The sequence below is a fragment of the Streptomyces sp. NPDC001401 genome (assembly GCF_042895385.1).
Taxonomy (GTDB): Bacteria; Actinomycetota; Actinomycetes; order Streptomycetales; family Streptomycetaceae; genus Streptomyces.
In genome coordinates this window covers 62,927-88,033 of the sequence record NZ_JBIAWI010000010.1, presented here as the reverse complement: position 1 = coordinate 88,033, position 25,107 = coordinate 62,927, and the positions used below count along the sequence as shown (strand labels likewise).

21 protein-coding genes are annotated in these 25,107 nt (G+C 71.8%); 4 read left to right on the top strand and 17 right to left on the bottom strand.

Annotated elements, in window-relative coordinates:
• Positions 1-120 precede the first annotated feature (120 nt).
• The 5 genes from ACFY10_RS30035 to ACFY10_RS30015 form a co-directional block, all read right to left on the bottom strand.
• Entirely contained in the window at positions 121-804 is a 684-nt protein-coding gene (locus tag ACFY10_RS30035; RefSeq protein ID WP_390668330.1) for a response regulator, read from the bottom strand.
• Positions 801-2,189, bottom strand: a complete 1,389-nt coding sequence (locus tag ACFY10_RS30030) for a sensor histidine kinase (RefSeq protein ID WP_390668650.1) — start codon at positions 2,187-2,189, stop codon at positions 801-803. The genes ACFY10_RS30035 and ACFY10_RS30030 overlap by 4 nt, the downstream gene beginning before the upstream one ends.
• Before the next feature lie 25 nt (positions 2,190-2,214).
• Positions 2,215-3,396 (bottom strand): acyltransferase, encoded by a 1,182-nt coding sequence (locus ACFY10_RS30025; protein ID WP_390668649.1) that lies wholly within the window; start codon positions 3,394-3,396, stop codon positions 2,215-2,217.
• 214 nt (positions 3,397-3,610) lie between these two features.
• On the bottom strand, positions 3,611-4,705 hold the full coding sequence (locus tag ACFY10_RS30020) for an alpha/beta hydrolase (protein ID WP_390668329.1): 1,095 nt from the start codon (positions 4,703-4,705) through the stop codon (positions 3,611-3,613).
• Between the two features lie 150 nt (positions 4,706-4,855).
• Positions 4,856-5,740, bottom strand: a complete 885-nt coding sequence (locus ACFY10_RS30015; RefSeq protein ID WP_390668328.1) for an alpha/beta hydrolase family protein — start codon at positions 5,738-5,740, stop codon at positions 4,856-4,858.
• A 359-nt stretch (positions 5,741-6,099) separates the two neighbouring features.
• On the opposite strand from ACFY10_RS30015, the gene ACFY10_RS30010 reads away from it, so the two are divergent.
• Both ACFY10_RS30010 and ACFY10_RS30005 read left to right on the top strand, forming a co-directional pair.
• Positions 6,100-8,037: an FHA domain-containing protein gene (locus tag ACFY10_RS30010; RefSeq protein WP_390668327.1), complete on the top strand. Its 1,938-nt coding sequence runs from the start codon at positions 6,100-6,102 to the stop codon at positions 8,035-8,037.
• Positions 8,034-8,393, top strand: a complete 360-nt coding sequence (locus ACFY10_RS30005; protein WP_390668326.1) for a hypothetical protein — start codon at positions 8,034-8,036, stop codon at positions 8,391-8,393. Before ACFY10_RS30010 ends, ACFY10_RS30005 begins: the two co-directional genes overlap by 4 nt.
• On the opposite strand, the gene kynU is transcribed toward ACFY10_RS30005, so the two are convergent.
• The 10 genes from kynU to ACFY10_RS29955 all read right to left on the bottom strand — a co-directional run bounded on the left by kynU (position 8,386) and on the right by ACFY10_RS29955 (position 18,460).
• Positions 8,386-9,582 carry a kynureninase gene (gene kynU / locus ACFY10_RS30000; protein ID WP_390668325.1) on the bottom strand — a complete coding sequence of 399 codons (1,197 nt, stop codon included), beginning with the start codon at positions 9,580-9,582 and terminating at the stop codon, positions 8,386-8,388. The genes ACFY10_RS30005 and kynU overlap by 8 nt on opposite strands.
• Complete coding sequence (locus tag ACFY10_RS29995; protein WP_390668324.1) at positions 9,575-10,420, bottom strand: tryptophan 2,3-dioxygenase family protein; 846 nt, start codon at positions 10,418-10,420, stop codon at positions 9,575-9,577. The genes kynU and ACFY10_RS29995 overlap by 8 nt, the downstream gene beginning before the upstream one ends.
• 156 nt (positions 10,421-10,576) lie before the next feature.
• The gene (locus tag ACFY10_RS29990) at positions 10,577-10,990 is read right to left on the bottom strand and encodes a DUF3151 domain-containing protein (protein WP_030942162.1); all 414 of its coding nucleotides are present in this window, start codon (positions 10,988-10,990) and stop codon (positions 10,577-10,579) included.
• A 97-nt stretch (positions 10,991-11,087) separates the two neighbouring features.
• A complete protein-coding gene (locus ACFY10_RS29985; protein WP_390668323.1) occupies positions 11,088-12,554 on the bottom strand; it encodes an MFS transporter in 1,467 nt (488 codons plus the stop codon).
• Positions 12,555-12,644: 90 nt separating this feature from the next.
• Positions 12,645-13,667 carry a class II fructose-bisphosphate aldolase gene (fbaA, locus tag ACFY10_RS29980; protein WP_275778211.1) on the bottom strand — a complete coding sequence of 341 codons (1,023 nt, stop codon included), beginning with the start codon at positions 13,665-13,667 and terminating at the stop codon, positions 12,645-12,647.
• Positions 13,668-13,844: 177 nt separating this feature from the next.
• Entirely contained in the window at positions 13,845-14,393 is a 549-nt protein-coding gene (gene pyrE / locus ACFY10_RS29975; protein WP_390668322.1) for an orotate phosphoribosyltransferase, read from the bottom strand.
• A gap of 10 nt (positions 14,394-14,403) precedes the next feature.
• Positions 14,404-15,192: an aldose 1-epimerase gene (locus ACFY10_RS29970; RefSeq protein WP_390668321.1), complete on the bottom strand. Its 789-nt coding sequence runs from the start codon at positions 15,190-15,192 to the stop codon at positions 14,404-14,406.
• Between the two features lie 33 nt (positions 15,193-15,225).
• Positions 15,226-16,089, bottom strand: a complete 864-nt coding sequence (locus tag ACFY10_RS29965; protein ID WP_390668320.1) for an SRPBCC domain-containing protein — start codon at positions 16,087-16,089, stop codon at positions 15,226-15,228.
• 97 nt (positions 16,090-16,186) lie between these two features.
• Entirely contained in the window at positions 16,187-17,824 is a 1,638-nt protein-coding gene (locus ACFY10_RS29960) for a polyamine aminopropyltransferase (RefSeq protein WP_390668319.1), read from the bottom strand.
• Between the two features lie 99 nt (positions 17,825-17,923).
• Complete coding sequence (locus tag ACFY10_RS29955) at positions 17,924-18,460, bottom strand: DUF2617 family protein (protein ID WP_390668318.1); 537 nt, start codon at positions 18,458-18,460, stop codon at positions 17,924-17,926.
• An 861-nt stretch (positions 18,461-19,321) separates the two neighbouring features.
• On the opposite strand from ACFY10_RS29955, the gene ACFY10_RS29950 reads away from it, so the two are divergent.
• Positions 19,322-20,512 carry a pyridoxal phosphate-dependent aminotransferase gene (locus tag ACFY10_RS29950; RefSeq protein ID WP_390668317.1) on the top strand — a complete coding sequence of 397 codons (1,191 nt, stop codon included), beginning with the start codon at positions 19,322-19,324 and terminating at the stop codon, positions 20,510-20,512.
• Between the two features lie 99 nt (positions 20,513-20,611).
• Entirely contained in the window at positions 20,612-21,802 is a 1,191-nt protein-coding gene (locus tag ACFY10_RS29945) for a hypothetical protein (protein ID WP_390668316.1), read from the top strand.
• Positions 21,803-21,810: 8 nt separating this feature from the next.
• Here the strand turns inward: ACFY10_RS29945 and ACFY10_RS29940 are convergent, their stop codons facing one another.
• The gene (locus ACFY10_RS29940) at positions 21,811-22,344 is read right to left on the bottom strand and encodes a YbjN domain-containing protein (protein WP_390668315.1); all 534 of its coding nucleotides are present in this window, start codon (positions 22,342-22,344) and stop codon (positions 21,811-21,813) included.
• Between the two features lie 75 nt (positions 22,345-22,419).
• Positions 22,420-25,029, bottom strand: coding sequence for an ATP-dependent chaperone ClpB (gene clpB / locus ACFY10_RS29935; RefSeq protein WP_390668314.1), 2,610 nt, complete (start codon positions 25,027-25,029; stop codon positions 22,420-22,422).
• Between the last annotated feature and the right edge of the window lie 78 nt (positions 25,030-25,107).

Below are 25,107 nucleotides of genomic sequence, written 5' to 3'. Positions count from 1 at the left end.
TCACGTTGAAAAAGGTAGGCCGTGGCGGGGGTCGCGGTCGTCACCAGTGAGGAGGGTCCTGCGGCCTCCCCCTCAGGTACTACGGGTACCGGGCGGATCCCGGCGCCCGGCGTCCTCGGGTCAGTAGCCGGACGGCCGCACCAGCCCCGACTCGTACGCGAACACGGCCGCCTGTGTGCGGTCCCTGAGGCCCAGCTTCACCAGGATGCGGCCCACGTGGGTCTTCACGGTCTGCTCGGCGACGACCAGACGCTGGGCGATCTCCGCGTTCGACAGGCCCTGCGCGATCAGTGCGAGGACCTCCGTCTCGCGCTCGGTCAGGTCGCCGACGCGTTCCTTGAGCGGGGCCCGGGGCCTGTCGTCCAGGCGGGAGAACTGGGCGATCAGGCGTCGGGTGATGCCGGGCGCGAGCAGCGCGTCGCCGGCCGCCACCACCCTTACCGCCTCGGCCAGTTGGTCCGCCGAAGCGTCCTTCAGGAGGAACCCGGACGCGCCCGCGCGCAGCGCCTCGTACACGTACTCGTCGAGGTCGAAGGTGGTGAGCACCAGCACCCTGATGTGCGGTGTCTTGTCGGTGATGCGGCGGGTGGCCTCGATGCCGCCGAGCTCGGGCATGCGAATGTCCATGAGGACCACGTCCGGGGCGAGTTCGGCGACCTTGGCGACGGCGTCCAGCCCGTCGACCGCCTGGCCGATCACCTCGATGTCCGGCTTGGTGTTGAGCAGCACGGTGAAGCCCTGCCGGACCATCTGCTGGTCGTCGGCGATCACTACGCGGATGGGGCTGTTGCTGCTGCTCGTCATGCGGTGTCGTCCTTCGGGTCGGTGGCGTTGATGGCGTCGGTGGCGAGGTCAGGGGCATCGGGGAGGTCCGGGCCGGCGGCGCGCGGGTCGACCGGCAGGAAGGCGGAGACCTGGTAGCCGCCGTTCGGCCGGGGGTGTGCGGACAGGTCGCCGCCGAGCATCGCCGCCCGCTCCCGCATGCCCAGCAGACCGTGTCCCGCGCCCGGCGACGACGGAGCCTTGTGCAGCGGACGCGAGTTGACGACCTCCACACGCAGTCCGTAGGGGACGTAGGCGACTTCGACGCTCGCGCTCGCGCCGGGTGCGTGGCGCAGTACGTTGCTGAGCGCCTCCTGCACGATCCGGTACGCCGACAGCTCCACGCCCGACGGCAGCGGGCGCCGCTCGCCGACCGTCTGCGTGGTCACGGTCAGACCGGCGGCCCTGGTGTTCTCGACGAGCGCGTCGAGCCGGTCCAGGGTGGGCTGGGGGCTGTGCGGGCCGTTGCCGGCGCCGTCGAGGGCGTCCCGCGAGCCGGGGTCCTCCGAGCGCAGCACGCCCAGCACCCGGCGCAGTTCGGTCAGTGCCTCCAGCGCGTTGTGCCGGATGCCCTCGAGGTTCTCCTTGAGCTCCTCGGGCGGGTCCTGGACGAGGTGCGGGGCGACCTGGGCCTGGATGGAGATGACGGACATGTGGTGGGCGACCACGTCGTGCAGCTCGCGCGCGATGCGGTTGCGCTCCTCCAGCAGGGTGCGCCGCGCCCGCTCCTCCGCGGTGAGCGTGGTCAGCCGTCCGACCTCCGCACGTGCCTCGCGGCGGCTGCGCAGCGCGATGCCGAGCAGGACGACGACGGCGGACAGGGCGATCGCGAGCGGGCCGGTCGACTGCTGCCGGACGGCGGACTGCTGGTGCGGCACCTCCCACACGCCCTGCAGGACAAGGGTGACCAGCACCGTCCCGACCAGTGCCTCCACGGACACGCGGGTACGCACGCGCAACGCGAGCAGCAGCAGCACAAGGAGGTTCGCGATGATCCCGGCCGCGGTCCAGGGCCATGTGAATTCGCGCGTCGCACGGGCGCCCAGCTGGAAGTGCACGGCGACGGCCCCCACGACGGAGGCCGTCGTCGACAGCCACCAGGCGGGGATCGGCCGCCACAGCGCCACAACCACCGCGCCGCCCTGCGCGAGCCCGATCAGGAAGGCGTAGACGAAGCCCAGATGTCCGTTGTCCGTGAGCTGCGCGATGCCGCCGAGCATGATCCCGAGCGCGGCAATGCACAGCACACCGTGCGGGACCCGGCGCAGCCGCCCGAAGGCGGGCAACGGGTCCGCACGGACCGTCCACAGGTCGTCGCGGAGCACCCGCAGCCAGCGCAGTAGGCGGCCGCCGAGCATCCGCTGCATCCCCGTTTCCGTCACGCGGCCAACCCTAGGCACGATGGGCGATCCCCGCTCGCGTCCGGTCCCGGCCGCGGTGGGCTCGGATCACCCGGGAGGGGCCGGTACTTCTGCGACGCGGGCCCCGGCGTTCGTAGGAGTGGAAGGCCGTCCAGCAGACCGTGAGGGCCAGCGCGAAGACGGGGAGCCAGGCCAGGCGGAACGCCACCCAGCCCAGGTCGTCGGGTGAGGTGTGCAGGCCGGGCAGGTGTCCCGCCAGGAGGCCCGTGGCCGTCGTCGCCATCATCGCCGTCTGGTGCCAGAGGAAGATCGTCATCGCGGAGAGGTTCACGAAGGCCACCGCGGCCCAGGCCAGGGGGCGCCGCAGCGTGCGGCGCAGCCGGTCGCGCAGGAGCAGGGCGAGGCCGCACTGGGCCAGGCCGAAGGTGACCGCGGCCAGGGTCGGCGGGTTGAGGTTCGAGATCGTCTGCCCCGGAACGCCGACCATCGAGGCCGGGTAGTGCGCGAAGGCGACCAGCACGGCCGTCGCCGCCGTGCCTCCGGTGAGCAGGATCCAGCCCGCGCGGGGGCGGTCCAGTTCGCCGCGAGTCCAGGCCGCGCCCAGGGTGTACGGCACCAGCCAGCCCGCCGCCAGGTTCACCCAGCCGAGGCTCTGCGGGGCGCCGAGGCCGAAACGGAGAAGGTCCACGTGGAGGACGACGGCCAGCGGCCACAGGGGGTTGAGTCGGGTGAGGAGCGGGGTCGCCGCCGTCAGGGCCGCGAAGACCAGCAGGAACCAGAGGGGGGAGAGGGCGAGTTTGACCAGCGTGCGGATCGTTTCGAACTCCGCGCCCGACAGGAGCAGGGCGGCCGCGGCGATCGTCCACAGGGCCAGTACGGCGGCCACCGGTTTGAACAGCCTCGACAGACGAGCCGTCAGCCACTGCCGGTACGGCGTGCCCTTGGCCCGGGCCGCCGCATAGCTGCGGGTCGCCACATGGCCGCCCACCAGGAAGAACACGGCCAGAGTCTGGAAGGCCCAGGAGATCGGGGCCAGCCACGGCATGTGCTGGAGGGGGCTCGAGGCGTGCAGGGTGCCGCCGTCCGCCACCAGGGCCGTGACCAGCCAGTGGCCCAGGACCACGCCGAGGATCGCGAAGGCGCGCAGGGCGTCCACGGCCCGGTCGCGGTCCGCGGGGGTGGCGGCGTCGATACGGTCGGCGCCCTGTCGTATGCCGTCCCACGCGCGGCGCACGCGAAGCGCTCCGCGGGATGTGCCGCGATCTGCCGTCGATCGTCTGCGGCGCCATCGTGGCTGGTCGCTCCCCCACTCTCGACTTCGCTCGAGCGGGGGGACCCCCATCGCGGCGGAGCCGCACATCGACACAGCCCCGCGCCCCTTCAGGGCGCTCCGGAACCGCAGCGGAGTTCGCGCACCCTGCTTCAACTCACGCACGGGTCACCTCCTTTGACTCGCCGAGCACGATCCGGGTGAGGTTGGCCAGGGAGACCGAGCCCGGCCTGAAGTAGTCGCTGTGGCCGCCGGGGCCCGCCGCGAAGACATGGGCGCCGAAGGCCGGTGACACGGGGTCGGTGCCGAAGCCGACGGTCGCTCCGAACAGGTCCGCCCTCACGTGCGGGACCTCCTCGATCCAGTCGTCGGCGCCGCGCGCCGCCCAGACGCGGGCCCGTGTGTGCAGGGCCGCTGCCGAGTCCGCGCCGGTGCCGGGGCTGCCGACGAGGGCGATGTCCTGCACGTCCAGGCCGGCGGCGGCGCGGGCGCCGACGACCGTGCCGTAGGAGTGGCAGAGGAGGGAGATGTTCGCCTTGCGGCCCGCTATGTGGCGCAGTTCGCCGATGAACTCGCGCAGGTGCGGGGCTGCCTGGTCGGCGCGGTCTGTGGTGAGGACCGTGGTGCTGATCGTGCCGGGGGTCTTGTAGCCGAGCCAGGCCACTACGGCGGTGCGGGTGCCCTGCGGGGCCTGTCGGGTGAGGCGGTCCTGCAGGGCGAGAGCGCCCGCGCGGAAGCGGTCGTAGGTGTCGATGGATGTGTCGGAGCCCGGGACCAGGACTGCGATGTGGTCTGCGTGGGCGAGGTTGCCGAAGACCTCGGTGGCCTGGCCTGCGCCGCGGCCGTCGAAGTGGAGGAACTGGCGGGAGGGGGCGGCCATGGCGTGGTCCGCTGCGGCGCGTTTGTTGTCGCCGTGGGCGGAGGCCATGCGGGAGGCTGCCGCGGCGTTGGTGCGGTTGGCTTTGTAGGCCGCGTCCAGGGTTGATGCCGTCAGCGGCGCGAGGGATGCCGGGGCTGGAGCGGGGATCTCAGGTTGCGCGGCACCCGAGAGAGGGAGGACCACCGCGCCGGTGATGAGGGCTGCGAGGGTGGCTCGGCGCCATTTGTGGGTGCGGCGGCGCTTGGGCTTGGGTGGCGGGGTTTCGCTTGCCGGCGCTGGCCGGGTGCCGCCTGCGCCCACCCGTGCCGCCCTAGGCGGCACGAATGCCCGCAGGCTACGCAGGTCCAGCCGCTCCCCCGTCTTGAGCCCCATGGTCGTCTTCCCTTCAGTCCGCCCGGCCATCGGGCTTGTCTGATAGGGAAGTTACGGACGGTGACGTGTCGTCCGCGTCACGCCAGGGAGCTGTCCTGGGGCGTAGCTCTCAGGTACTACGGGTATGAAGGGGGTCCGCCCACAGTCGCGTCACCACGCCAGTTGGGCGATCTCCTCCGCCACCACCGCGCACGCGTCCGCCGCCGGGTCGATCAGTGGGAAGTGGCCGACGTCCTCCAGGAGCGTGAGGCCCACGACCTCGCCGGACTTCGCCGCGGCGTCGGCGTACGACTCGGCGACCGCCTGCGGGACGACGAGGTCCGTGCGGCCCTGGACCAGGGTGGTCGCAATGCCGGTGGGGAGCAGGAGGGACGGGTCGGCGTACGGGCGGCGTTCGGCGAACTTCTCTTCGCCGCCGAGCAGTTGGCGTGCGGCGCCCGCGCACACGTCCAGTTTGTCGGCGACCTCGAAGTCGGCGATCGGGGCCAGGGCGACGACACCGCGCAGGGGCGCGGGACGGGCGATGCGCCAGGGGGCGTCGGCGGGCAGCAGATGGCGGGCCGCGACCCACAGGGCGAGGTGGCCGCCGGCCGAGTGCCCGGTGATCACCATGCGGCGCGGGTCGGCCTGCGGAAGGGCTTCGCGTACGAGTGCGGGCAGCGCGTCCAGGGCGGCCGCGACGTCGTCGAAGGTCTCCGGCCACCGGCCCGCGACAGCGCTGCCGCCCTGGGCCGGGATCGCGCTCCCCCGCCGGTACTCGACACTGGCCACCGCGAAGCCCCGCTGGGCCAGGAAGTCCGCGAACGGCGAGATGTGCCGCCGGTCGTACGGCGCCCGCCACGCGCCCCCGTGCAGGACGACGACCAGTGGGGCGGGACCTCTGGGGACCGGCTCGGTGCGCGGGGCGTAGAAGTCGATCAGCTGGTCGGGGTGGTCACCGTACGCGGCGGTGGAGTCGGGATCGACCGCCGGGTGCGAGAACGCCGACTCCTCTTCTTCGGCGGCCCGGGCTGCTGCGGCGTCGTCGTCCGGCATGCTCCAACCTCTCAGCGACGTAACGGTATTGATGTTTGGCGGACCAGGGAGGGAAACCGGCCGTTGGCGGGGACGGTACCAGGCCGGTGACGTGCGTCGACACGGGGATGTCACGCTCGGTGAGGGTCAAACGGTTCTGCTCGTTCGTTGCGCACCGTACGCCTCCGAGGGCCTACCGCGCGTGTCCGTGAGGTCGTCCCAGCACGGAACACGTCCTGCCGCCACCCTCAAAAATGACGAATTGCCGCTCACGGGGGCGCGTAGGGAGCATGGGCGCAATACCGCGGAATCCGGGCTTCGGCGACGTGTTCGCAGACAGCGCCGGACCGCGGACGGGGGATACGGGGGAAGGGGGCCCCATGTCGGGGACCACGGCGCCGGCCGGGAACGGGGGAGTTTCCCCCTGCCTGATCGTCGCGCATCCGGCTCATCTCGCGGGCACCCGCTGGCCGCTGACGCGGCCCGCGCACATCGTGGGCCGGCTCGGGGACATCCGGCTGACCTCGCCGGACGTCAGCAAACGCCATGCCGAACTACGGCAGGGCAGCGACGGGGTGTGGCTGAACGACCTCAACTCCAGCAATGGGGTGCTGCGCAACGGGCGGCCGCTGGAGCCGGGCAGACCGGTGCTGCTGAAGGACGGGGACCGGCTGCGGTTCGGATCACTGGAGCTGACGTTCCACCAGCCGCCGCCGGGCCCCGCGGGTTCCGACACCGTCACCGACGTCACGCATCTGCACGCCTACCGCAACCGGCGCACGTCCCACACCGACCCGCCCGTCCCGCCCCTGCCGGACGCACCCCCGAGACACGCGCCGCCGCCCCCGGTCGAGGACGACGCCCGCTCGGCCACGACCCGCTATCTCACGGCGGCGACCCAACTCGACCCCGGCTTCGCCGACCTGGTCGTACGGCAGGTGGTCGACGAGCCTTATCGGGCGCTGGCGCCGGTCTTCGGCGCGGACCTGGGTGTGGTGACCCGCTGGGCGCTGTCCGCACGCAGGCGTCGCCTGGCCCGCGACCTGGCCCTGCTGTGCGTTCTGTCGGCCGTCCTGGCGACGCTCGGCCTGGGCGCACTCGGCCACAAGGAGGATCTCGCGTCCGGCGCCGTCGGGGACTGGTGGCACCGGTACGCCGTGCTCGCCGGTCTCCTGCTGGTCGCGGCCTGGTTCGTCCTCGCGCTCGACTCCTGGGTGACCGAACACCGCGTGCTGCGCCGGAAGATGACCCACGGGCGGTTCGACCCGGCCCAGGCACCGGACGCGCTGGGCGGACGGGCCCGGGAGCGACTGGCGGCGGTGAAGCTGCGGCCGGCCGGGAACGTGATCGTCTGCTCCCACTACTGGCCGTTCGCGGGCAGCGGCTACATCGTCGAGCAGTGGGACTCACCCATCGACATCCGCCGCGGCATGCTCCTGCCGGACGGGGGCGGCCGCCGCAGCCCGCAGCGCTTCACCAACGGTGAACTCTACGAGGTCCTCGTCACCGCAGCCCGGCGGATGGGACTGGCCAATCTGCGCGTCGAGGAACGGCTGTTCGTCGACGGCCAGAACGTGGCCCGGGACCAGAACCTGCTGCCGGACCCACTGCACCCACCGGTGACCCGGATCTCCGTCCCGCTCATGCGCGGCATGCCGGACGGGCTGAGCGCCACCAGGCGGTCGTACGTGAGCATCGAAGTTCCCGCGTGGAGCGGCCAGTTGGTGCTCACCATGTACATGCGAGCGGTGCAGGTCGAGGGCACCCTGTACCTGGAGTGGTCGGCGCACGCGCTGGTGCCGATGCGGAACGAGTACTACGCCGTCGACCATCTGCCCCGCCGCACTGCCGTCGGCGCGGCGCTGCGGGCCCTGGCGGTGGCACTGTTCCGGGTACCGTCCGCGCTGCTGTGGTCGCCCAGGGGCGTGCTGCGCCGGGTTTCGGCGGCGCTGGCCGCGTCCGCGTACCGGGGGCGGCAGCGGCGGACGATCCGGGGGAAGTACGTCTTCGACTACGGCGCCGAGCGCAGCGTCCGGGAGCTGGCGTGCGGTGAGGAGTTCGGCCATCACTTCGTCGACCAGGACGCGAGCCGGATCGTCCGCACGACCGAACAGCACCTGATGAACACGATCGGCGACTTCCTGGAGTCCAAGGGGATCGACTCGGAGAACTTCCTGCGGTTCCAGCAGAACATCAACAACTACAACGACAACCGGGACCAGAGCTTCCGGGCCGGGAACATCAACAACCACGGCAACCTCGCCGCGGGCCACGGCGCCCGGGCGGGCGGGCCGCCACAACGGGGAGGCAGGACATGAGCGAGGACCGCGGTTTCCGGGTCGGTGACGTCAACAACCAGGGCAACCTCGCCATGGGCCACGGCGCCCGGGCAGAGGGGAACGTCTCCATCGGCGGGTCCAGGGAGTCGAACGAACTCCACCGGCGTATCGACGAATTGCAGCAGTTGCTGACCCAGTACGCCGACCGGCTCCCTGATGCCGACGAACTGCGCGCGGTCACCGGGGAGTTGCGCAGCCAGCTGCAGAGCCCGCGCCCCAACCGCGTCCTGGTGGGCAGCCTCCTGACCGCCCTGACGGCGGGAGCCGGCGGCGTCAACGCCGTGCTCGCCGCCGTCAACGGCATCGGTGGGCTCGTCAACCGCGTGCTCAGCTGACCGCGAGCGTCTCCCCCAGCACCCGGGCCGCCCGCTCCACGTCCGCGAACCCGACGTACAGCGGCGTGAAACCGAAGCGCAGGACGTCCGGGTGCCGGAAGTCCCCGACCACCCCCCGCTCGATCAGCCGCTTCATCACGTCCCCGGCGTCGTCGCAGCGCAGCGCTACCTGGCTGCCGCGCTCCTCATGGGCCAGTGGGGTCAGCGGCTCCACCCGCCCCTGCGGGACGTACGCCGACACGCACTCCAGGAAGAAGTCCGTCAGCGCCAGGGACTTGGCCCGCACCGCCTCGATCGAGACCCCGTCCCAGACCTCGAGTGCCGCCTCCAGGGCGAGCATGGAGAGGATGTCCGGCGTGCCGACCCGGCCGCGCAGGGCACCGGACGCCGGTTCGTACTCGGACCGCATCCCGAAGGGCTCCGCGTGGGAGTTCCAGCCGGGGAGGGGGGAGTCGAAGCGGTCCTGCACGTCTTGGCGGACGTACAGGTATGCCGGTGAACCGGGGCCGCCGTTCAGGTACTTGTACGTGCAGCCGACCGCCAGGTCGACGCCGTGCTCGTCCAGCCCGACCGGCAGCGCGCCCGCGCTGTGGCACAGGTCCCAGACCATGATCGCGCCCGCCGCGTGTACGGCGGCGGTCAGCGAAGGCAGGTCGTGCAGGCGGCCCGTGCGGTAGTCGACGTGGTTCAGCAGGACGGCAGCCGTACGGGCGGACAGCGCGCCGGGCACGTCCGCCGGAGCCAGCGGCCGCAATGCGCACCCCGTCATCCGGGCGGCCGACTCGGCGATGTAGCCGTCGGTGGGGAAGGTCGTGGCGTCGACCAGGATCTCGTCCCGGCCCTCCCCCGCCATCCGCACGGCGGCGACAAGTGCCTTGAAAACATTGACACTTGTCGAGTCGCCAACGACGATCTGGCCCGCCGCCGCCCCGACCAGCGGTGCGATCCGGTCGCCGATCCGCTCGGGCGCCGTCCACCAGCCGCTCTCGTCCCAGGACCGGATGCGCAGCTCGCCCCACTGACGCCGTACGACGTCGTCCACCCGCCCCGGGACCGCCGCCGGCAGGGCGCCGAGGGAGTTCCCGTCCAGGTAGACCGCCTCGTCGAGGACAAACTGCTTGCGCAGTCCGGCCAGTTCGTCGGAGGCGTCCAACTTCCCTGCGCGCACGGTCAGTTCATGCTCAGACATGGGACCTCGCCGTCCACAGCTCGGGGAAGACGTTCTTCTGCGCGCGCTTCTCCAGCCAGGCGACGCCCGCCGAGCCGCCCGTGCCGGGCTTGGCGCCCATCGCGCGGCGGGTGGCGACCAGGTGGTCGTTGCGCCAGCGCCACACCAGTTCGGCGACGTCGGTCAACGCCTCGCCGAGGCGGGCGAGTTCGGCGTTCTCGTCGCCCGCGTAGATCGCGGTCCAGGCGGCCTCGACGGCCTCCGAGGGCTCGTACCGGCGCGAGACGTCGCGGCGCAGCACGGACCCGGGGATCGCACAGCCGCGCCGCGCCATCAGCCGCAGCACCTCGTCGTAGAGGCTCGGCTCCGCAAGGGCCTTCTCCAGTTCGGCGTGGACGCGGGTCGCGCCGCGGTGCGGCACCAGCATGGACGCGGACTTCTCACCGAGCAGGAACTCCATCCGGCGGTACATCGCCGACTGGAAGCCGGAGCCCTCGCCCAGCGCGCTCCGGTAGGCGTTGAACTGGGCCGGGGTCAGCTGGCCGAGCGGCTTCCAGGAGGCGTTCAGCGCCTCCAGCTCCCGTACGGAACGCTTCAGCGCGGCGACCGCCGTGGGGATGTCGTCCGAGCGGAGCGCGTGGGCCGCGGTCTCCCACTCGTGGACGATCACCGTGAACCACAGCTCCATCACCTGGGTCGTGACCAGGAAGACCATCTCTCCGGGGTCGTCGGAGAGGGTGTGCTGGAGGTGGGTGAGCACGTCCGCCTTGACGTAGTCCTCGTACGGCGTCGTACCTGCGAAGTCGAGATGCGGGGTCTCGGGCTCCGAAGCCTCATGGGGCTGAGCCTGGTGGGACATCGCTGTCTCCTGTTGTTGCTCCGGGTAGCGGTCCGCCCCTGCCGTTACCGACACGGGGGCCCCGGTCCCCGCCGGGCATCCTCTTCGATGGTCCGCCCGGAACGCAAGGCCCGCCTGGTCACACTCACGCAGGCGGGCCCGTACGACGGACAGGCTCTAGCCGAGCGTCTGGGCCGCCGTGGGTGAGGAGTCCTTCAGGAACTGGGTGCAGCGCTCGTACTCCTCCTGCTCGCCGATGGATCCGGCGGCGCGGGCGAGGGCGTGCAGGGCGCGCAGGAAGCCGCGGTTCGGCTCGTGCTCCCAGGGCACCGGGCCGTGGCCCTTCCAGCCGCTGCGGCGCAGGGCGTCCAGGCCGCGGTGGTAGCCCGTGCGGGCATAGGCGTACGACTCCACGACGCTGCCCCGCTCGAACGCGTCGTCGGCCAGCTGGGCCCAGGCCAGCGAGGACGTCGGGTACTTGGCGGCGACGTCCGCGGGCGCGGTGCCGTTCGCCAGGAGCTCGCGGGGCGCGGGGTCGTCGGGGAGGTGGGTCGGGGGCGGGCCCCCGAGGAGGTTTTCGTGAATCGACATGTTCACCAGTGTCGCCCCTGCTGGGGGCTGCCGCCCCCAGGCCCCCGCTGTCGGCCTGAACGGCCTCGTCCTCAAACGCCGGACGGGCTGAAAGACCCTACGCGATCCGCTTCCGCGCCCGCTCCCCCTCCAGCGGCGGTGCCATGACCGACCCGTGCCTACGGCACTCCGGGCGGCGGCAGCCCGGCCGCAGTGGCCGTACGGTCGCGAACGCGATGCCCGAGCCGACCAGCAGGGAACCCGCGCACCACAGCATCGCCCGGTGGAAGGCGTCGTCGAAGGCGGTCGGGGAGAGGTATGCGTCCGGGCCCATCCCGGCGAGCAGCGGCAGTGCTGCCACGGCGATCAGGCCGGCCGCGCGGGCCGCCGCGTTGTTGATGCCGCTGGCCAGGCCCGCCCGCGCGGTGTCCACGGAGGCGAGGACGGTGGCCGTCAGGGGTGCCACCAGGGTGACCAGGCCGAGGCCGAGGACCAGCACGGCGGGCAGCACGTCGGCGACGTACGAGGCGCCCGGGCCGACCCGCAGCATGAGCAGCATCCCGGCCGCGCAGACCAGCGGGCCGACCGTGAGCGGGATGCGCGGGCCGATACGGTCGGCGAGGGCGCCCGAGCGCGCCGAGAACAGCAGCATCAGGGCGGTCGTCGGCAGCAGGGCCGTACCTGCGGCGAGCGGCGACCAGCCGACGGCGACCTGGAGCTGGACGGCGGTGAGGAAGAAGAAGCCGCCCAGCGCCGCGTACACGCACAGGGTGACCAGGTTGACGGCCGTGAACTGGCGGGACGCGAAGATGTCCAGCGGCATCATCGGGTCCGGACGCCGCTTCTCGACGTAGACGAAGGCGATGGCCGCCGCCACACCGGCGACCGCCGTGACCACGACGACCAGGGAGCCCTGGCGGGCCTCGATCAGTGCGTACGTGATGAGGGCGAGCGCCAGGGCGCCGAGGGCCGCGCCGAGGACGTCGAAGCGGCCGTGGGCGCGCTCGTCCATCGACTCGGGGACGTGGCGTACGGCGATGGGCGCGCACAGCAGGGCCAGCGGGACGTTGAGGAGGAAGACCCAGCGCCAGCCGGGGCCGTCCACCAGCCAGCCGCCCAGGAACGGGCCGACGGCCGCGCCGATCCCGCCGAACCCGGACCACAGGCCCACGGCCCGGCCCCGGTCGTCGGGATGGAAGGACGCCTGGATCAGGGCGAGGGAACCGGGTGTGAGGAGCGCGCCGCCGACCCCCTGCAGGGCGCGGGCGGCGACGAGCACGCCGGCGGTGGGCGCCAGCCCGCACAGCAGGGAGGCCGACGCGAACCACACGACACCGATCACGAAGATCTTGCGGCGGCCGTAACGGTCGCCGAGGGAGCCGCCGAGGAGGATCAGTCCGGCCAGCGTGAGCATGTACGCGTTGACCGTCCACTGGAGGGCGGCGAGGTTCGCGTCCAGGTCGCGGCCGATGCGCGGCAGGGCGACATTGACGACGGTCGAGTCCAGCATGGCCATGCTGGAGCCGAGCACGGTGGTCAGCAGGATCCACTTGCCCTGCGGGGTGGCGATCCGGACGTCGGGCATGCCCCAGGTATACAGCGAGCCCGGTGCCGTAGCACCGGGCTCGCCAAAAGACGGCAGGCCAAAGACCGCAGGCGGAAGACCGCAGGCGGGTTACTTGATCTTCGTGCCCGAGGAGCGCAGGTTGGCACAGGCCTCGGTCACGCGCTTGGCCATGGACGCCTCGGCCAGCTTGCCCCAGGTGCGCGGGTCGTAGGTCTTCTTGGAGCCGACCTCGCCGTCGACCTTCAGGACGCCGTCGTAGTTGCGGAACATGTGGTCGGCGACCGGGCGGGTGAAGGCGTACTGGGTGTCCGTGTCGAGGTTCATCTTCACGACGCCGTTGTCCAGCGCGGTGGCGATCTCCTGCTCGGTGGAGCCGGAGCCGCCGTGGAAGACGAAGTCGAACGGGGAGGCCTTGCCGTACTTGGCGGCGACGCCCTCGTTGAGCTCCTTCAGCAGCTCGGGACGGAGGACGACGTTGCCCGGCTTGTAGACGCCGTGCACGTTGCCGAAGGACGCGGCCAGCAGGTAGCGGCCCTTCTCGCCCAGGCCCAGGGCCTCGACGGTGCGGATCGCGTCGTCGACCGTCGTGTACAGGGAGTCGTTGATCTCGTGGGAGACGCCGTCCTCCTCGCCGCCGGTCGGGGTGATCTCGACCTCGAGGATGATCTTCGCGGCGCGGGCGCGCTCGAGCAGCTCCTGGGCGATGGCCAGGTTGTCGGCGAGGGTCTCCGCGGAGCCGTCCCACATGTGCGACTGGAAGAGCGGGTTGCCGCCGGCCTTCACGCGCTCCTCGGAGATCGCGAGCAGCGGACGTACGTACCCGTCGAGCTTGTCCTTGGGGCAGTGGTCCGTGTGCAGGGCGACCGTGACCGGGTACTTCTCGGCCACGATGTGCGCGAACTCGGCCAGCGCGACCGCGCCGGTCACCATCTCCTTGCTGTACTGACCGCCCAGGAACTCGGCTCCACCCGTCGAGATCTGGATGATGCCGTCGCTCTCCGCCTCCGCGAAACCGCGCAGGGCCGCGTGCAGGGTCTGGGTCGAGGTCACGTTGATCGCCGGGTAGGCGAACTTGCCTGCCTTCGCCCGGTCCAGCATCTCGTTGTAGACCTCGGGAGTTGCGATGGGCATCTGTCCGCTCCTTGGTATGTGCGGGTTGGCGTGCTGCGTACTACGGCCCTGACCTAGACCTTGGGGGCTGACGTCGTCGTCGATGCCATCTTTCCAGACTTGGCCGGATGCTTTGCCCGCCGTGTCCGGCTTGTGGACAACGCCGTCGAGGTACCCGGGAGTAGCTCGGTCGAGGCGTCAGTCGAGGGCGAGGTCGTCCTTGGAGTAGGCGAAGAGGTACGGCACTCCCGCGCCCTCCTGGATCTTCTCGGCGGCACCGGTGGCGCGGTCCACGATGGTCGCCACGGCGACCACCTCGGCGCCCGCCTCGCGCACCGCCTCGACGGCGGTCAGCGGGGAGCCGCCGGTGGTGGAGGTGTCCTCGACGACCAGCACCCGGCGGCCCGCGATGTCCGGACCCTCGACGCGGCGCTGCAGCCCGTGCGCCTTGGCCGCCTTGCGCACGACGAAGGCGTCGACGCGCTTCCCGCGGGCGGCGGCCGCGTGCAGGATGGCCGCCGCGACCGGGTCGGCACCCATGGTCAGACCGCCCACCGCGTCGAAGTCGAGGTCGGCGGTCAGGTCAAGGAGCACCTGCCCGACCAGGGGGGCGGCCTCTCCGTCGAGGGTGATGCGGCGCAGGTCGACGTAGTAGTCGGCCTCCAGCCCCGAGGAGAGGGTCACCTTGCCGTGCACCACGGCCTTGTCCTTGATCTGCTGCAGCAGCTCGCCACGTACGTCCGTCATGCCGCCCAGCTTAAAGGCGGTGCCAAGTCCACGTGGTCGAGGCTTCGAGCGGCTCCAGCGGGGTGACCAGGCGGGGCAGGGTGTTCAGGCCGTCGGGCGGGCCGGTCTGCGGTTCCACGCACACCGCGGCCTCCTGCTCGTCGTAGACGACGACCCACTCCTCGCGGCTGGCCACCTTCAGCTCCAGCTGACCGGGCCAGGTGAGGGTGACGTCGACGCCGCCGGGCATGCCGAAGCAGTCGTCCCAGGGGCCGGGGCCGGGGTCGACGCGGTTGCCGGTGGGGAGGTGGTCGTCGCCGCGCTCCTCCTGCCAGGCGGGGGTGAAGGCGAGCTGTACGTCCTTGCCGCCGAGGTTGCGGTTGAACCAGGGATGCCAGCCGATCTGGGCCGGGAAGGAGGAGTCGATCGTCTCCACGGACATCGTCAGGGTCAGGGCGTCCGGCGTGAGGGCGAACTGCTGCGTGACGCGGCCCGCAAAGGGCCACGGCTCGACCAGGTCGTACGTGAGGACGGCCTCGTCGGCGTTCACTCGCGCGGCGCGCCAGGCGCCGTCGCGGACGGTGCCGTGGATGGCGTGCGGCGGGGAGTTGAGCGGCATCTGGTGGACGGCCGCGCCGTCCCGGAAGCGGCCGTCCCGGATCCGGCCGCACCAGGGGACCATCGGGAAGCAGCCGAAGCGGTCGCCCTGCCGCAGCAGTTCCGTGCCGCCGACGCGCAGTCCTCCGACCCGGCCGCCGTTGCCCGGCTGCACGGTCACCTCCGCGTCGCCCGCGGTCAGCGTGATGTCTTCGTTACTCACGGGACGACCCTACTGGGGCGATCAAGACCCCCGTCAGTGGCGCCTGCGCAGCAGCCGGCCCACGACGATCGCCGACGCGACCACGAGGGCCGCCGCCGGGGCCGCCCAGCGCAGGGAGGAGCCGGCGGAGACCGTCTGCGGGGCGGGGACCGGGGCGTAGCGGCCGCGGGGCGGGGCGTGGTCGACCTCCTCCGCGCTGCGGCCGATCATCGTGCGGCGGGCGTGCGCCGCTTCGGCGGGGGGTTCGCCCTCGTCCGTGTCGTCGGCGCTCTCGGCGAGCGGGTCCAGGGACGGCGGGGGGACCTCGGTGTCGTAGACCGAGGTGTGCTCCACGGGCTCGGCGGCGGGGGCGGGCGCGTCGTCGGCGTCCGGGGTCGTTTCGAAGTCGCTGGTCGCCTTGGGCTCGAACTCCTGGGTGACGAGGGGCTCGGGCTCCTCGGGTTCCTCAGGGGCCTCGGGCTGCGCAGGCTGCTCCTGCGCCCCCGCGACCAGGTTCTCCGCGAAGCGGCTCAGCAGGCGGGACGCGGCCGACGCGACCTGCTCGGGCGGCAGTTCCGTGAGGCGGCCGTCCGCGGAGGCCGCGCCCTCGAAGGTCAGCCTGCAGCCGCCGTCGGCCTCCTCGACGCGGAGGGTGAGGGCGAGCTTGACCGAGCCGGTGCCGCGGGTCTCGGTGGCATCGCCCTCGGCGGCGTACGAACCGTCGTCCTGCAAAGTGATACGGACGGTGCCGCGGTAGGTGACGGAGTGGCTGCCGACGCGCATCTTCAGCCGTCCGGTGACGGGCTCGGCGCCCGCGTCCTGCTGGAGCCCGGGAACCGCCCGGGCCACCTGCGCGGAGTCGGCGAGGGCCTCCCTCAGCCGCCGGGCCACAACCGGAACGAACACCTCATGCTCCATGTCGGCCGAGCCTACCGTTCCTGGCGAGATCAACCAGGGTTGTTGGCCGACTCTCGCGGTCGAGCCATTCGCCCTGCCCGTGATGGAAGGACCGCCTTCAGTAGCGGGGGTGCACCAGCGTCGACGCGGGCAGGCCCGTGATGCGCGCGGCCGTCGCGGCCGCGCCGTCGGCCGTCAGGGCCGGCTGGGTGAGGGTGCGCGGGTGCGGCTCGTGCGGGTCCAGGCGGAGGCGGGGGCGGGTGTCCGCGCATGTCAGGACGAACCCCCAGTCGCGCGGGGCGCGGGACGCGTCGGCCGTGCGGTCGGGGCCGGCGGCGAAGCCGGAGTCCCGGCCGCCCACCCGGTAGGGGGCGGTGTGCAGACCGGCGGCGCGCAGGGTCGCGACAACCGTCCAGAACACGCGCGGGCGGGTGGCGAACGGGCCGGCGTGCACCACCAGGCGGCCACCGGGCGCGAGGGCCCGCCGGGCGAGGCCGTAGAACTCCTGGGAGTACAGCTTCGTACTGGCCGTGATGCCCGGGTCGGGGAGGTCCGAGATCACCACGTCGTACGTCGAGGTGGGCGCCGTGCGCAGCCAGCGGAAGGCGTCGGCCGTCGTCACGCGCACGCGTGGGTCGTCGTAGGCGTGGCCGTTGAGCTTCGACAGACCGGGGTCGCGGCGGGCCAACCGGACGACTCCCGCGTCGAGTTCGACGACGTCCACGCGCCGCACGCCCGCGTGGCGCAGGACTTCGCGGGCGGCCAGGCCGTCGCCGCCGCCGAGGATCAGCACGCGCGCGTGCGGGCCGTTCATCGCGGGGTGCACCAGGGCTTCGTGGTAACGGAGTTCGTCGCGGCCGCCGACCCTGAGACGGCCGTCGAGGAAGAGGTCGAGGGGGCGGCCGCCGGTGCCGCCGGTGAGGACGACCTCCTGGGTGCCGGTCTGCAGCGCCACGCGTACGTCGTGGCCGTACACCGCGTGCCGGGCCGCCTGCTCGAAGTCGTCGACCAGGACGGCCGCCGCCGCGAGGACGCCGAGCACGGCGAGGTTGGCGACCAGCAGCAGCCAGCGTGCACGGCGGGTGAGGTCGCGGCGGAACAGGCCGAGGACGAGGGTGCCGCCCGCGACCGCGTTGACCGCGCCGGTGATCAGCGCGCCGGTCAACTGGCCCAGGAGGGGCAGGAGCAGGAAGGGGAAGGCGAGGCCGCCGACGAGTGCGCCGACGTAGTCCGCGGCGAACAGGTCGGCCACCGCGCCGCCCGGGTCCTGGCGCCGGATGCGCTGGATCAGCTCCATCAGCAGGGGGACTTCGGCGCCGATCAGCAGGCCGATGGTGAGGGAGAAGGCGACCAGCAGCCAGCGCGGGCCGCTCGCCCACAGGCCACCCCAGTCGCCGGTCCACGCGAACACGGCGTACAGGGCCATCGCGCTGCAGCCGCCGACCAGCGCGAGCGTCGCCTCGATCGCACCGAAGCCGGCCGCGGCATGCCAGCGCAGGCGCTTCGCGCCGAGCGAGCCGATGCCCATGGCGAACACCATCACCGACAGGACGACCGAGGCCTGGGTGACCGAGTCGCCGATCAAGTACGAGGCCAGGGCGACGAGTTCGAGTTCGTACACGAGTCCGCAGGCCGCGCAGACGAAGACGCATGCGAGCACCAGGAACCGTCCGGTGCTCGGCTGGACGGGCAGCCGCGCCGGGCCCGCCCAGGGGGGCGGGGAACCGGGTGGTGCCGGCGCGTGCGGTTCGATCACGACTGCGACGTTACGTCACTGCAACTTCACGCTTCGTCACCCACACGTGTGGAACTGTCGGACAGTTCGTCACCGCGTGTTTGAGGCCGTGTGTTCGGGTCAGGCGCCCAGCGGACTGACCTGCGACGCCGGAACCCGGGCTCCGACCCGCGTCCGCGTCGCCACCAACTGCCCGTCCTGCGGGTACGCGTGCCAGGTCCGCCAGTGGACCTGGCCCCCGCGCCGCTGGGCCAGCAGTGCGGTGAAGGCGTGCGGGCTGCCGGGGAAGACGCCCGCCAGGCCGTGCGGATGGTCGGAGACCAGCGCGAGCAACTCCTGCGCGCGCCCCGCGAACGACCCCGGTGACAGGACCTCCACCCGGGCCGCGAACTCGTACTCCCAGTCGCCCATCCGCTTGGCGACGCCCAGCGGCAGCGGTGTGCTGCTGCCCGGCATGCAGGCCACCGTCTCCGAACAACTGCCCCGCTGCTCCTCCAGGAGCACCTGGTGGGACGCACCGAGGAGTCTCAACTGCAGCTTCGCCCCGGCCAGTTCGAGGTCGAGCGTGGCCAGGGCGGGAAGCGGTTCAAGCCCGAGGGCCCAGGCGAGGTCGGCCGCGCGCGTGTCGGTGTATGAGGTGTTCAGGGTCGTGAGCATGGGTCGGCTCTCCGCTGGCACGCAAAGAAAGTTAAGGAGGAAGGTGTGGGGGTCCGGCACACCCGGGCGACACCGGGGGATCGGCCCGGACGGCCCGGTCGGCCCAGTCGGGAGGTCAGGGAGGTCAGGAAGGTCTCAGCAGGACGTCCGAGGGCCGCACCGGTGTTTCAGAGGGAATCATGAACGGTGGCGCCGTCACAGCGTTTTTACCCAACTTCGTGGGGTTTCCATCCCTCAGAGGGCTCCACTGCTCAACTGTTCAACCACGGCGTACGCCACGGCGGCCCAGGCGTACGCCGGAGCGTACGAGCACCCGCCGGGGCGTGGGCTCCGGCGGGTGCTCGAGGGGTGTGACGGGGGGATATGCGGTTCCCCCTCAAGGAGCTCAGCTGCCCCGTGTCAGCTGCCTCCCCCGCATCCACCGCCGCCACCGCAGGACGACCCGCCCCCGCAGGAGGACCCACCACCACACGAGGAGTGACCGCCACCGCAGGAGTGGTGCCCTCCCGAGTGGTGACCCCCGGAGTGGTGCCCGCCCGACGAGCCGCCGTCTCCCCCGCCGGCCCACCAGCTGCTGCTCCCGCTGCTGCGGCCGCCGCTGTACGACCTCGACCCGCCCTTGCCCTTGCCCGCTGCCGACACGACGATCCCCACGAAGACGATCACTGCCGCCGCCACGATGAAGCCGGTGAACATAACGCCACCGTCCTTTCGATTCCCCCGAAGCAACCCCCCGTGGGCGCCTCGCTTCTTGCCTGGACTCTTGCTGGATCTGTTGCTGGAACTCTTGCGTGAACGGCGAATGCCCGGCTGTCTCACCCCCCAAAGCAGAGTTGAGGAACTCCAGAGCTTCGGCGCAGGATGACCGGCATGACCTCCAGCACCCGCCCCCTCCTCAACCGCCGCCTCGCCGAGTTCGGGACGACGATCTTCGCCGAGATGTCGGCCCTGGCCGTGCGGACAGGCTCCATCAATCTGGGCCAGGGCTTCCCGGACACGGACGGCCCCGAGGAGGTCCGCGAGGCCGCCGTGCGCGCCCTGCGCGACGGCCGCGGCAACCAGTACCCGCCGGGCCCCGGCGTCCCCGAGCTGCGCACGGCGATCGCCGCACACCAGGAGCGCCGCTACGGCCTGTCGTACGACCCCGACACCGAGGTCCTGGTCACCGCCGGCGCCACGGAGGCCATCGCCGCCACCCTCCTCGCCCTGCTGGAACCCGGCGACGAGGTGATCGCCTTCGAGCCGTACTACGACTCGTACGCGGCCTGCATCGCCATGGCGGGCGGAGCACGCGTGCCGGTCACTCTGCGCCCCCACGAGGGCAGCTTCCGTCTGGACCTCGACGAACTGCGGGCGGCGGTCACGGACCGCACCCGCCTCCTGCTCATCAACACCCCGCACAACCCCACCGGCACGGTCCTCACCCGCGAGGAACTGACCGCGATCGCCGAGCTGGCGGTGGAGCGCGACCTGCTGGTCGTCACGGACGAGGTCTACGAGCACCTGGTCTTCGACGAGGCCGAGCACCTCCCCCTCGCCACCTTCCCGGGCATGCGCGACCGGACGGTCACCATCGGCTCGGCGGGCAAGACCTTCTCCTTCACCGGCTGGAAAGTGGGCTGGGTGACGGCGCAGCCCGCGCTGGTCTCGGCGGTCCGCTCGGCGAAGCAGTTCCTGACGTATGTGTCGTCGGGCCCGTTCCAGTACGCCGTCGCCGAGGCCCTCGCCCTCCCCGACACGTACTTCACCGCCTTCCGCGAGGACATGCTGGCCAAGCGGGACCTGCTGGCGGCGGGCCTGAGGGACGCGGGCTTCGAGGTCTTCAACACGGCCGGCACCTACTTCATCACCACCGACATCCGCCCCCTCGGCGAGACCGACGGCTTCGCCTTCTGCCGCGCCCTGCCGGAGCGGGCAGGGGTCGTCGCCATCCCGAACGCCGTGTTCTACGACCACCGGGAGGCGGGAGCACCGTTCGTGCGGTTCGCGTTCTGCAAGCGGACGGATGTGCTGGAGGAGGCGGTGAAGCGGCTCAAGGCGCTGGCGGGCTGATCCGAGGCCCGTCACGCCGCCACGCCGAGCGCCGCGAAACCGTACCCGGCCGGACGCGCAGCGCTCGCGCATGCCCCGTTCACCCTGCAATGTGCCGGTGTGACCACCGCCAGTACCCTCGCCAGTCCCCCCGTCGCGGAGCCCGGCGCCCAGGACCGTGTCCACGCGTCGTGGGCGGCAGCCATGGCCACCGCGCTCGGCCTGTTCCTCACCGTCCGGCTGCTCGGTGTCGCCGCACTCGCCCTGGTGGCCCGGGCGACGACCGGGCGGAACCCGCTCGGGCTGCTCGGGCGGTCCTGGGACTCGCTGTGGTACCTGGGGATCGCCGCCCACGGGTACGGCCGCATCCAGAACCTCCGCACGGGGGTCGTGTTCAGCGACATGGCGTTCTTCCCGCTCTACCCGGCGCTGGTGCGCGCCGTGCAGGCGGTCGGTCCGCTGAGCGGGGGTGCGGCGGGCCTGGTGGTGTCCTGGGGCGCGGCCGCCGTCGCCGCCTGCGGGATCTACGCGGTCGGCGCACGGCTGCACGGGCGTGCCGTCGGGTTCGCGCTGGTGCTCCTGTGGGCGCTGCTGCCGCACTCCGTGGTGCTGTCCATGGCGTACACCGAGCCCGTACTGACCGCGTTCGCCGCCTGGTCGCTGTACGCCGTGCTCGCCGGGCGCTGGCTGTGGGCGGGCTCGCTGGCCGCGCTGGCGGGGCTGGCCCGGCCCAACGGGTTCGCAGTCGCCGCGGCGGTGCTCGCGGCAGCGGCGTACGAGGTGGCCAGGCGGCGCGGGAAGGTTTCCCACAGGCTGTGGACGGGCGCCGTGCTCGCGCCGGCCGGGTGGGCGGCGTACATCCTGTGGGTCGGGCGCCGCCAGGGGAATCTGCTCGGCGGGTACTTCGCGGTGCAGCGGCGGTGGGGGTCGCGGTTCGACTTCGGGCGGGGCTCGCTGCGGTTCGTGCGGCACCTGCTGCTGCACGGGGACCGTTTCGTCTTCCCGATGACGATGGTGATCGTGGCGGCGGGCGTCGTGCTGTACGCCCTGCTGCTCGCCGACCGCGCCCCGCTCCCGCTCCTCGCCTACAGCGGCGTACTGCTGCTGATCGCCCTCGGCGGGTCCGGCTTCTTCGAGTCGAAGCCCCGCTTCCTGCTCCCCGCCTTCCCCCTCCTGCTGCCCCTCGCCCGGGCCCTCGTCCGCACGGCGAGAGCCCGGCCGTGGCACGCGACCGTGGTGGTCGGTGCCCTGGCCGGGCTCTCTTTCGGCTACGGAGCGTATCTGGTCGTGATCGCCCATACACCGCTGTAGCGGGAGGACTACTCCTCGTCGTCCCCGGGCTTCTCGTCCGCCTCGTTGATCTCCTCCTCGAGGCCGAGCTGTTCGATGAGCCACTTGTCGAACTCGATGGCGGCGCGCACCCAGCTGACCGTGGAGGAGACGAAGTGCTCCAGGCTGACGCCGGTGCCGATCAGCATCTGCGCCTCGCCGATCAGGCGGACGGTGCCGTCGTCGTGGGTGTGGCTGTAGACCTTGGGCCACAGGGTCCGACGGTTCCAGTCGTCGATCGACTCGAGCAGCTGCGGCTTCTCGTCGATCTGGTGGGGCCGGTCGTAGAACGTCCGCACCGAGAAGACCTGCTGGTCGCCCTCGCCACGGAACATGAAGTACGTACGGAACTGCTCCCACGGCGCCGCGAGGTCACCCTCGTCGTCGACGACGTACTTGAGCTCCATCTGGTCCAGGAGCTGCTTCACGAGGTCCTGATCCGGGACGACGGGGCCCGCCGGTCCGCCGGGCTGCGGCTCGGGCTGGCCCCCGAAGTTCGGAATCGAGGACGGGTCGATGCTCACCGTGATTTTCCCTTCGTACGGATGCCGTCATCCTCCCTCATCCGGGGAGGGGGGTGGCAACCCCGGCACCCTCCGCTACAGGGTCTTACCGAGCGTCTTACCGGTCGCCGGTCCCACGATCAGGCCCTCGCCGAACGCGTCCACCCGGACCGTGTCGCCGTCCTTGACCTCTCCGGAGAGGATCTCTTTGGCGAGGCGGTCGCCGATGGCGGTCTGGACGAGGCGGCGCAGGGGGCGGGCGCCGTAGGCCGGGTCGTTGCCCTCGTCGGCGAGCCAGGCCAGGGCCTCGTCGGTGACCTCCAGGGTGAGGCGGCGCTCGGCGAGGCGCTTCGCCAGCCGGTCGATCTGGAGGCGGGCGATGCGGGTCAGCTCATCCTTCGACAGGGCCGAGAAGACCACGAGGTCGTCGAGGCGGTTGAGGAACTCCGGCTTGAAGGATGTCCGGACCACCTCCAGGACCTGCTCCTTCTTCTCCTCCTCGCCGGTCATCGGGTCCACCAGGAACTGGCTGCCCAGGTTCGACGTCAGCACGAGGATCGTGTTGCGGAAGTCGACCGTACGGCCCTGACCGTCCGTCAGGCGGCCGTCGTCCAGTACCTGGAGGAGGACGTCGAAGACCTCGGGGTGGGCCTTCTCGACCTCGTCCAGCAACACCACGCTGTACGGGCGCCTGCGCACCGCCTCGGTGAGCTGGCCGCCCTCCTCGTAGCCGACGTAGCCGGGGGGTGCGCCCACCAGGCGGGCGACGCTGTGCTTCTCGCCGTACTCGCTCATGTCGATGCGGACCATTGCCCGCTCGTCGTCGAAGAGGAAGTCGGCCAGTGCCTTTGCGAGTTCGGTCTTGCCCACGCCCGTCGGGCCCAGGAAGAGGAACGAGCCGGTCGGGCGGTCCGGGTCCGCGATGCCGGCACGCGTGCGCCGTACCGCGTCGGACACCGCCTGCACGGCCTCCTGCTGGCCGATCAGGCGACGGCCCAACTCCTCCTCCATGCGCAGGAGTTTCTGTGTCTCGCCCTCCAGGAGGCGGCCGGCGGGGATGCCGGTCCAGGCTGCGACGACGTCCGCGATGTCGTCGGAGCCGACCTCGTCCTTGACCATGGTGTCCCTGGACACCTCCTCCTCGGCTTCCGAGGCGGCCTCCAAGTCCCGTTCCAGGGTGGGGATCTCGCCGTACAGGAGCTTGGAGGCGGTGTCGAAGTCGCCGTCGCGCTGGGCCCGTTCGGCCGTGCCGCGGAGCTCGTCGAGCTTCTCCTTCAGCTCGCCGACGCGGTTGAGGGACTGCTTCTCCTTCTCCCAGCGGGCGGTCAGGCCCCGCAGCTCCTCCTCCTTGTCGGCGAGGTCGCGGCGCAGCCGCTCCAGGCGCTCGCGGGAGGCCGGGTCGGTCTCCTTCTCGAGGGCGAGCTCCTCCATCTTCAACCGGTCCACGACGCGCTGGAGTTCGTCGATCTCGACGGGGGACGAGTCGATCTCCATGCGCAGGCGGGAGGCCGCCTCGTCGACGAGGTCGATGGCCTTGTCGGGCAGGAAGCGGGAGGTGATGTAGCGGTCGGAGAGGGTGGCCGACGCGACCAGCGCGCTGTCAGCGATCTGGACCTTGTGGTGGGCCTCGTAGCGGCCCTTGAGTCCGCGCAGGATCGCGATCGTGTCCTCGACCGTCGGCTCCGCCACCAGCACCTGCTGGAAGCGGCGCTCCAGCGCCGGGTCCTTCTCGATCCGCTCGCGGTACTCGTCGAGGGTCGTCGCGCCGACCATGCGCAGCTCGCCGCGCGCCAGCATGGGCTTCAGCATGTTGCCGGCGTCCATGGCGGAGTCCCCGCCGGCGCCCGCGCCCACGACGGTGTGCAGCTCGTCGATGAAAGTGATGATCTGGCCGTCGGAGTCCTTGATCTCGGCCAGGACGGTCTTCAGCCGCTCCTCGAACTCACCGCGGTACTTGGCGCCCGCGACCATCGCGCCGAGGTCCAGCGCGACCAGCCGCTTGTTCTTCAGGGACTCCGGCACGTCGCCCTTGACGATCCGCTGGGCGAGCCCCTCGACGACGGCGGTCTTGCCCACGCCGGGCTCGCCGATGAGGACGGGATTGTTCTTCGTACGGCGCGACAGCACCTGCACGACGCGGCGGATCTCCTGGTCCCGGCCGATGACCGGGTCGAGCCGGCCCTCGCGCGCCGCGGCCGTGAAGTCCGTGCCGAACTTCTCCAGGGCCTTGTACTGGCCCTCCGGATCGGCTGTGGTCACCCGGCGTCCTCCCCTCGCCTGCTGGAAGGCCTCCTGCAGCTTCTTCGCACCGGCCCCCTGCCCGGACAGTACGTCACCGGCGGCGCCGCCCTTCGCGGCGATGCCGATGAGCAGGTGCTCGGTGGAGAGGTACTCGTCGCCGAGATCCTTGGCACGCTCGGCGGCGTCCGCGATCACGGCGAGCAGCTCGCGGTTCGGCTGCGGGGGCGCGACGGTCGAGCCGGTCACGCTGGGCAGCCCGGCGAGGATCTTCTCCGCTCCGGCGCGTACGGCCGCCTGGTCGGCGTCGACGGCGGCCAGCAGATCGGTGATGTTCTCGTTGTCCTGGCCCTGCAGCAGGGCCAGCAGCAGATGGGCCGGGGTGAGGTCGGCGTGCCCGTCGGTCAGGGCCCGCTGCTCGGCCGCCCTGAGGGCGTCCCGGCTCCGGTTGGTCAGCTCGGCGTCCACTGTCGCGTTCTCCTCCTGATGTCAGCCGTCGGCCACGTCTCTCCCAGTGCTGACTCGGTCAGCGTACACAAAGTTGAG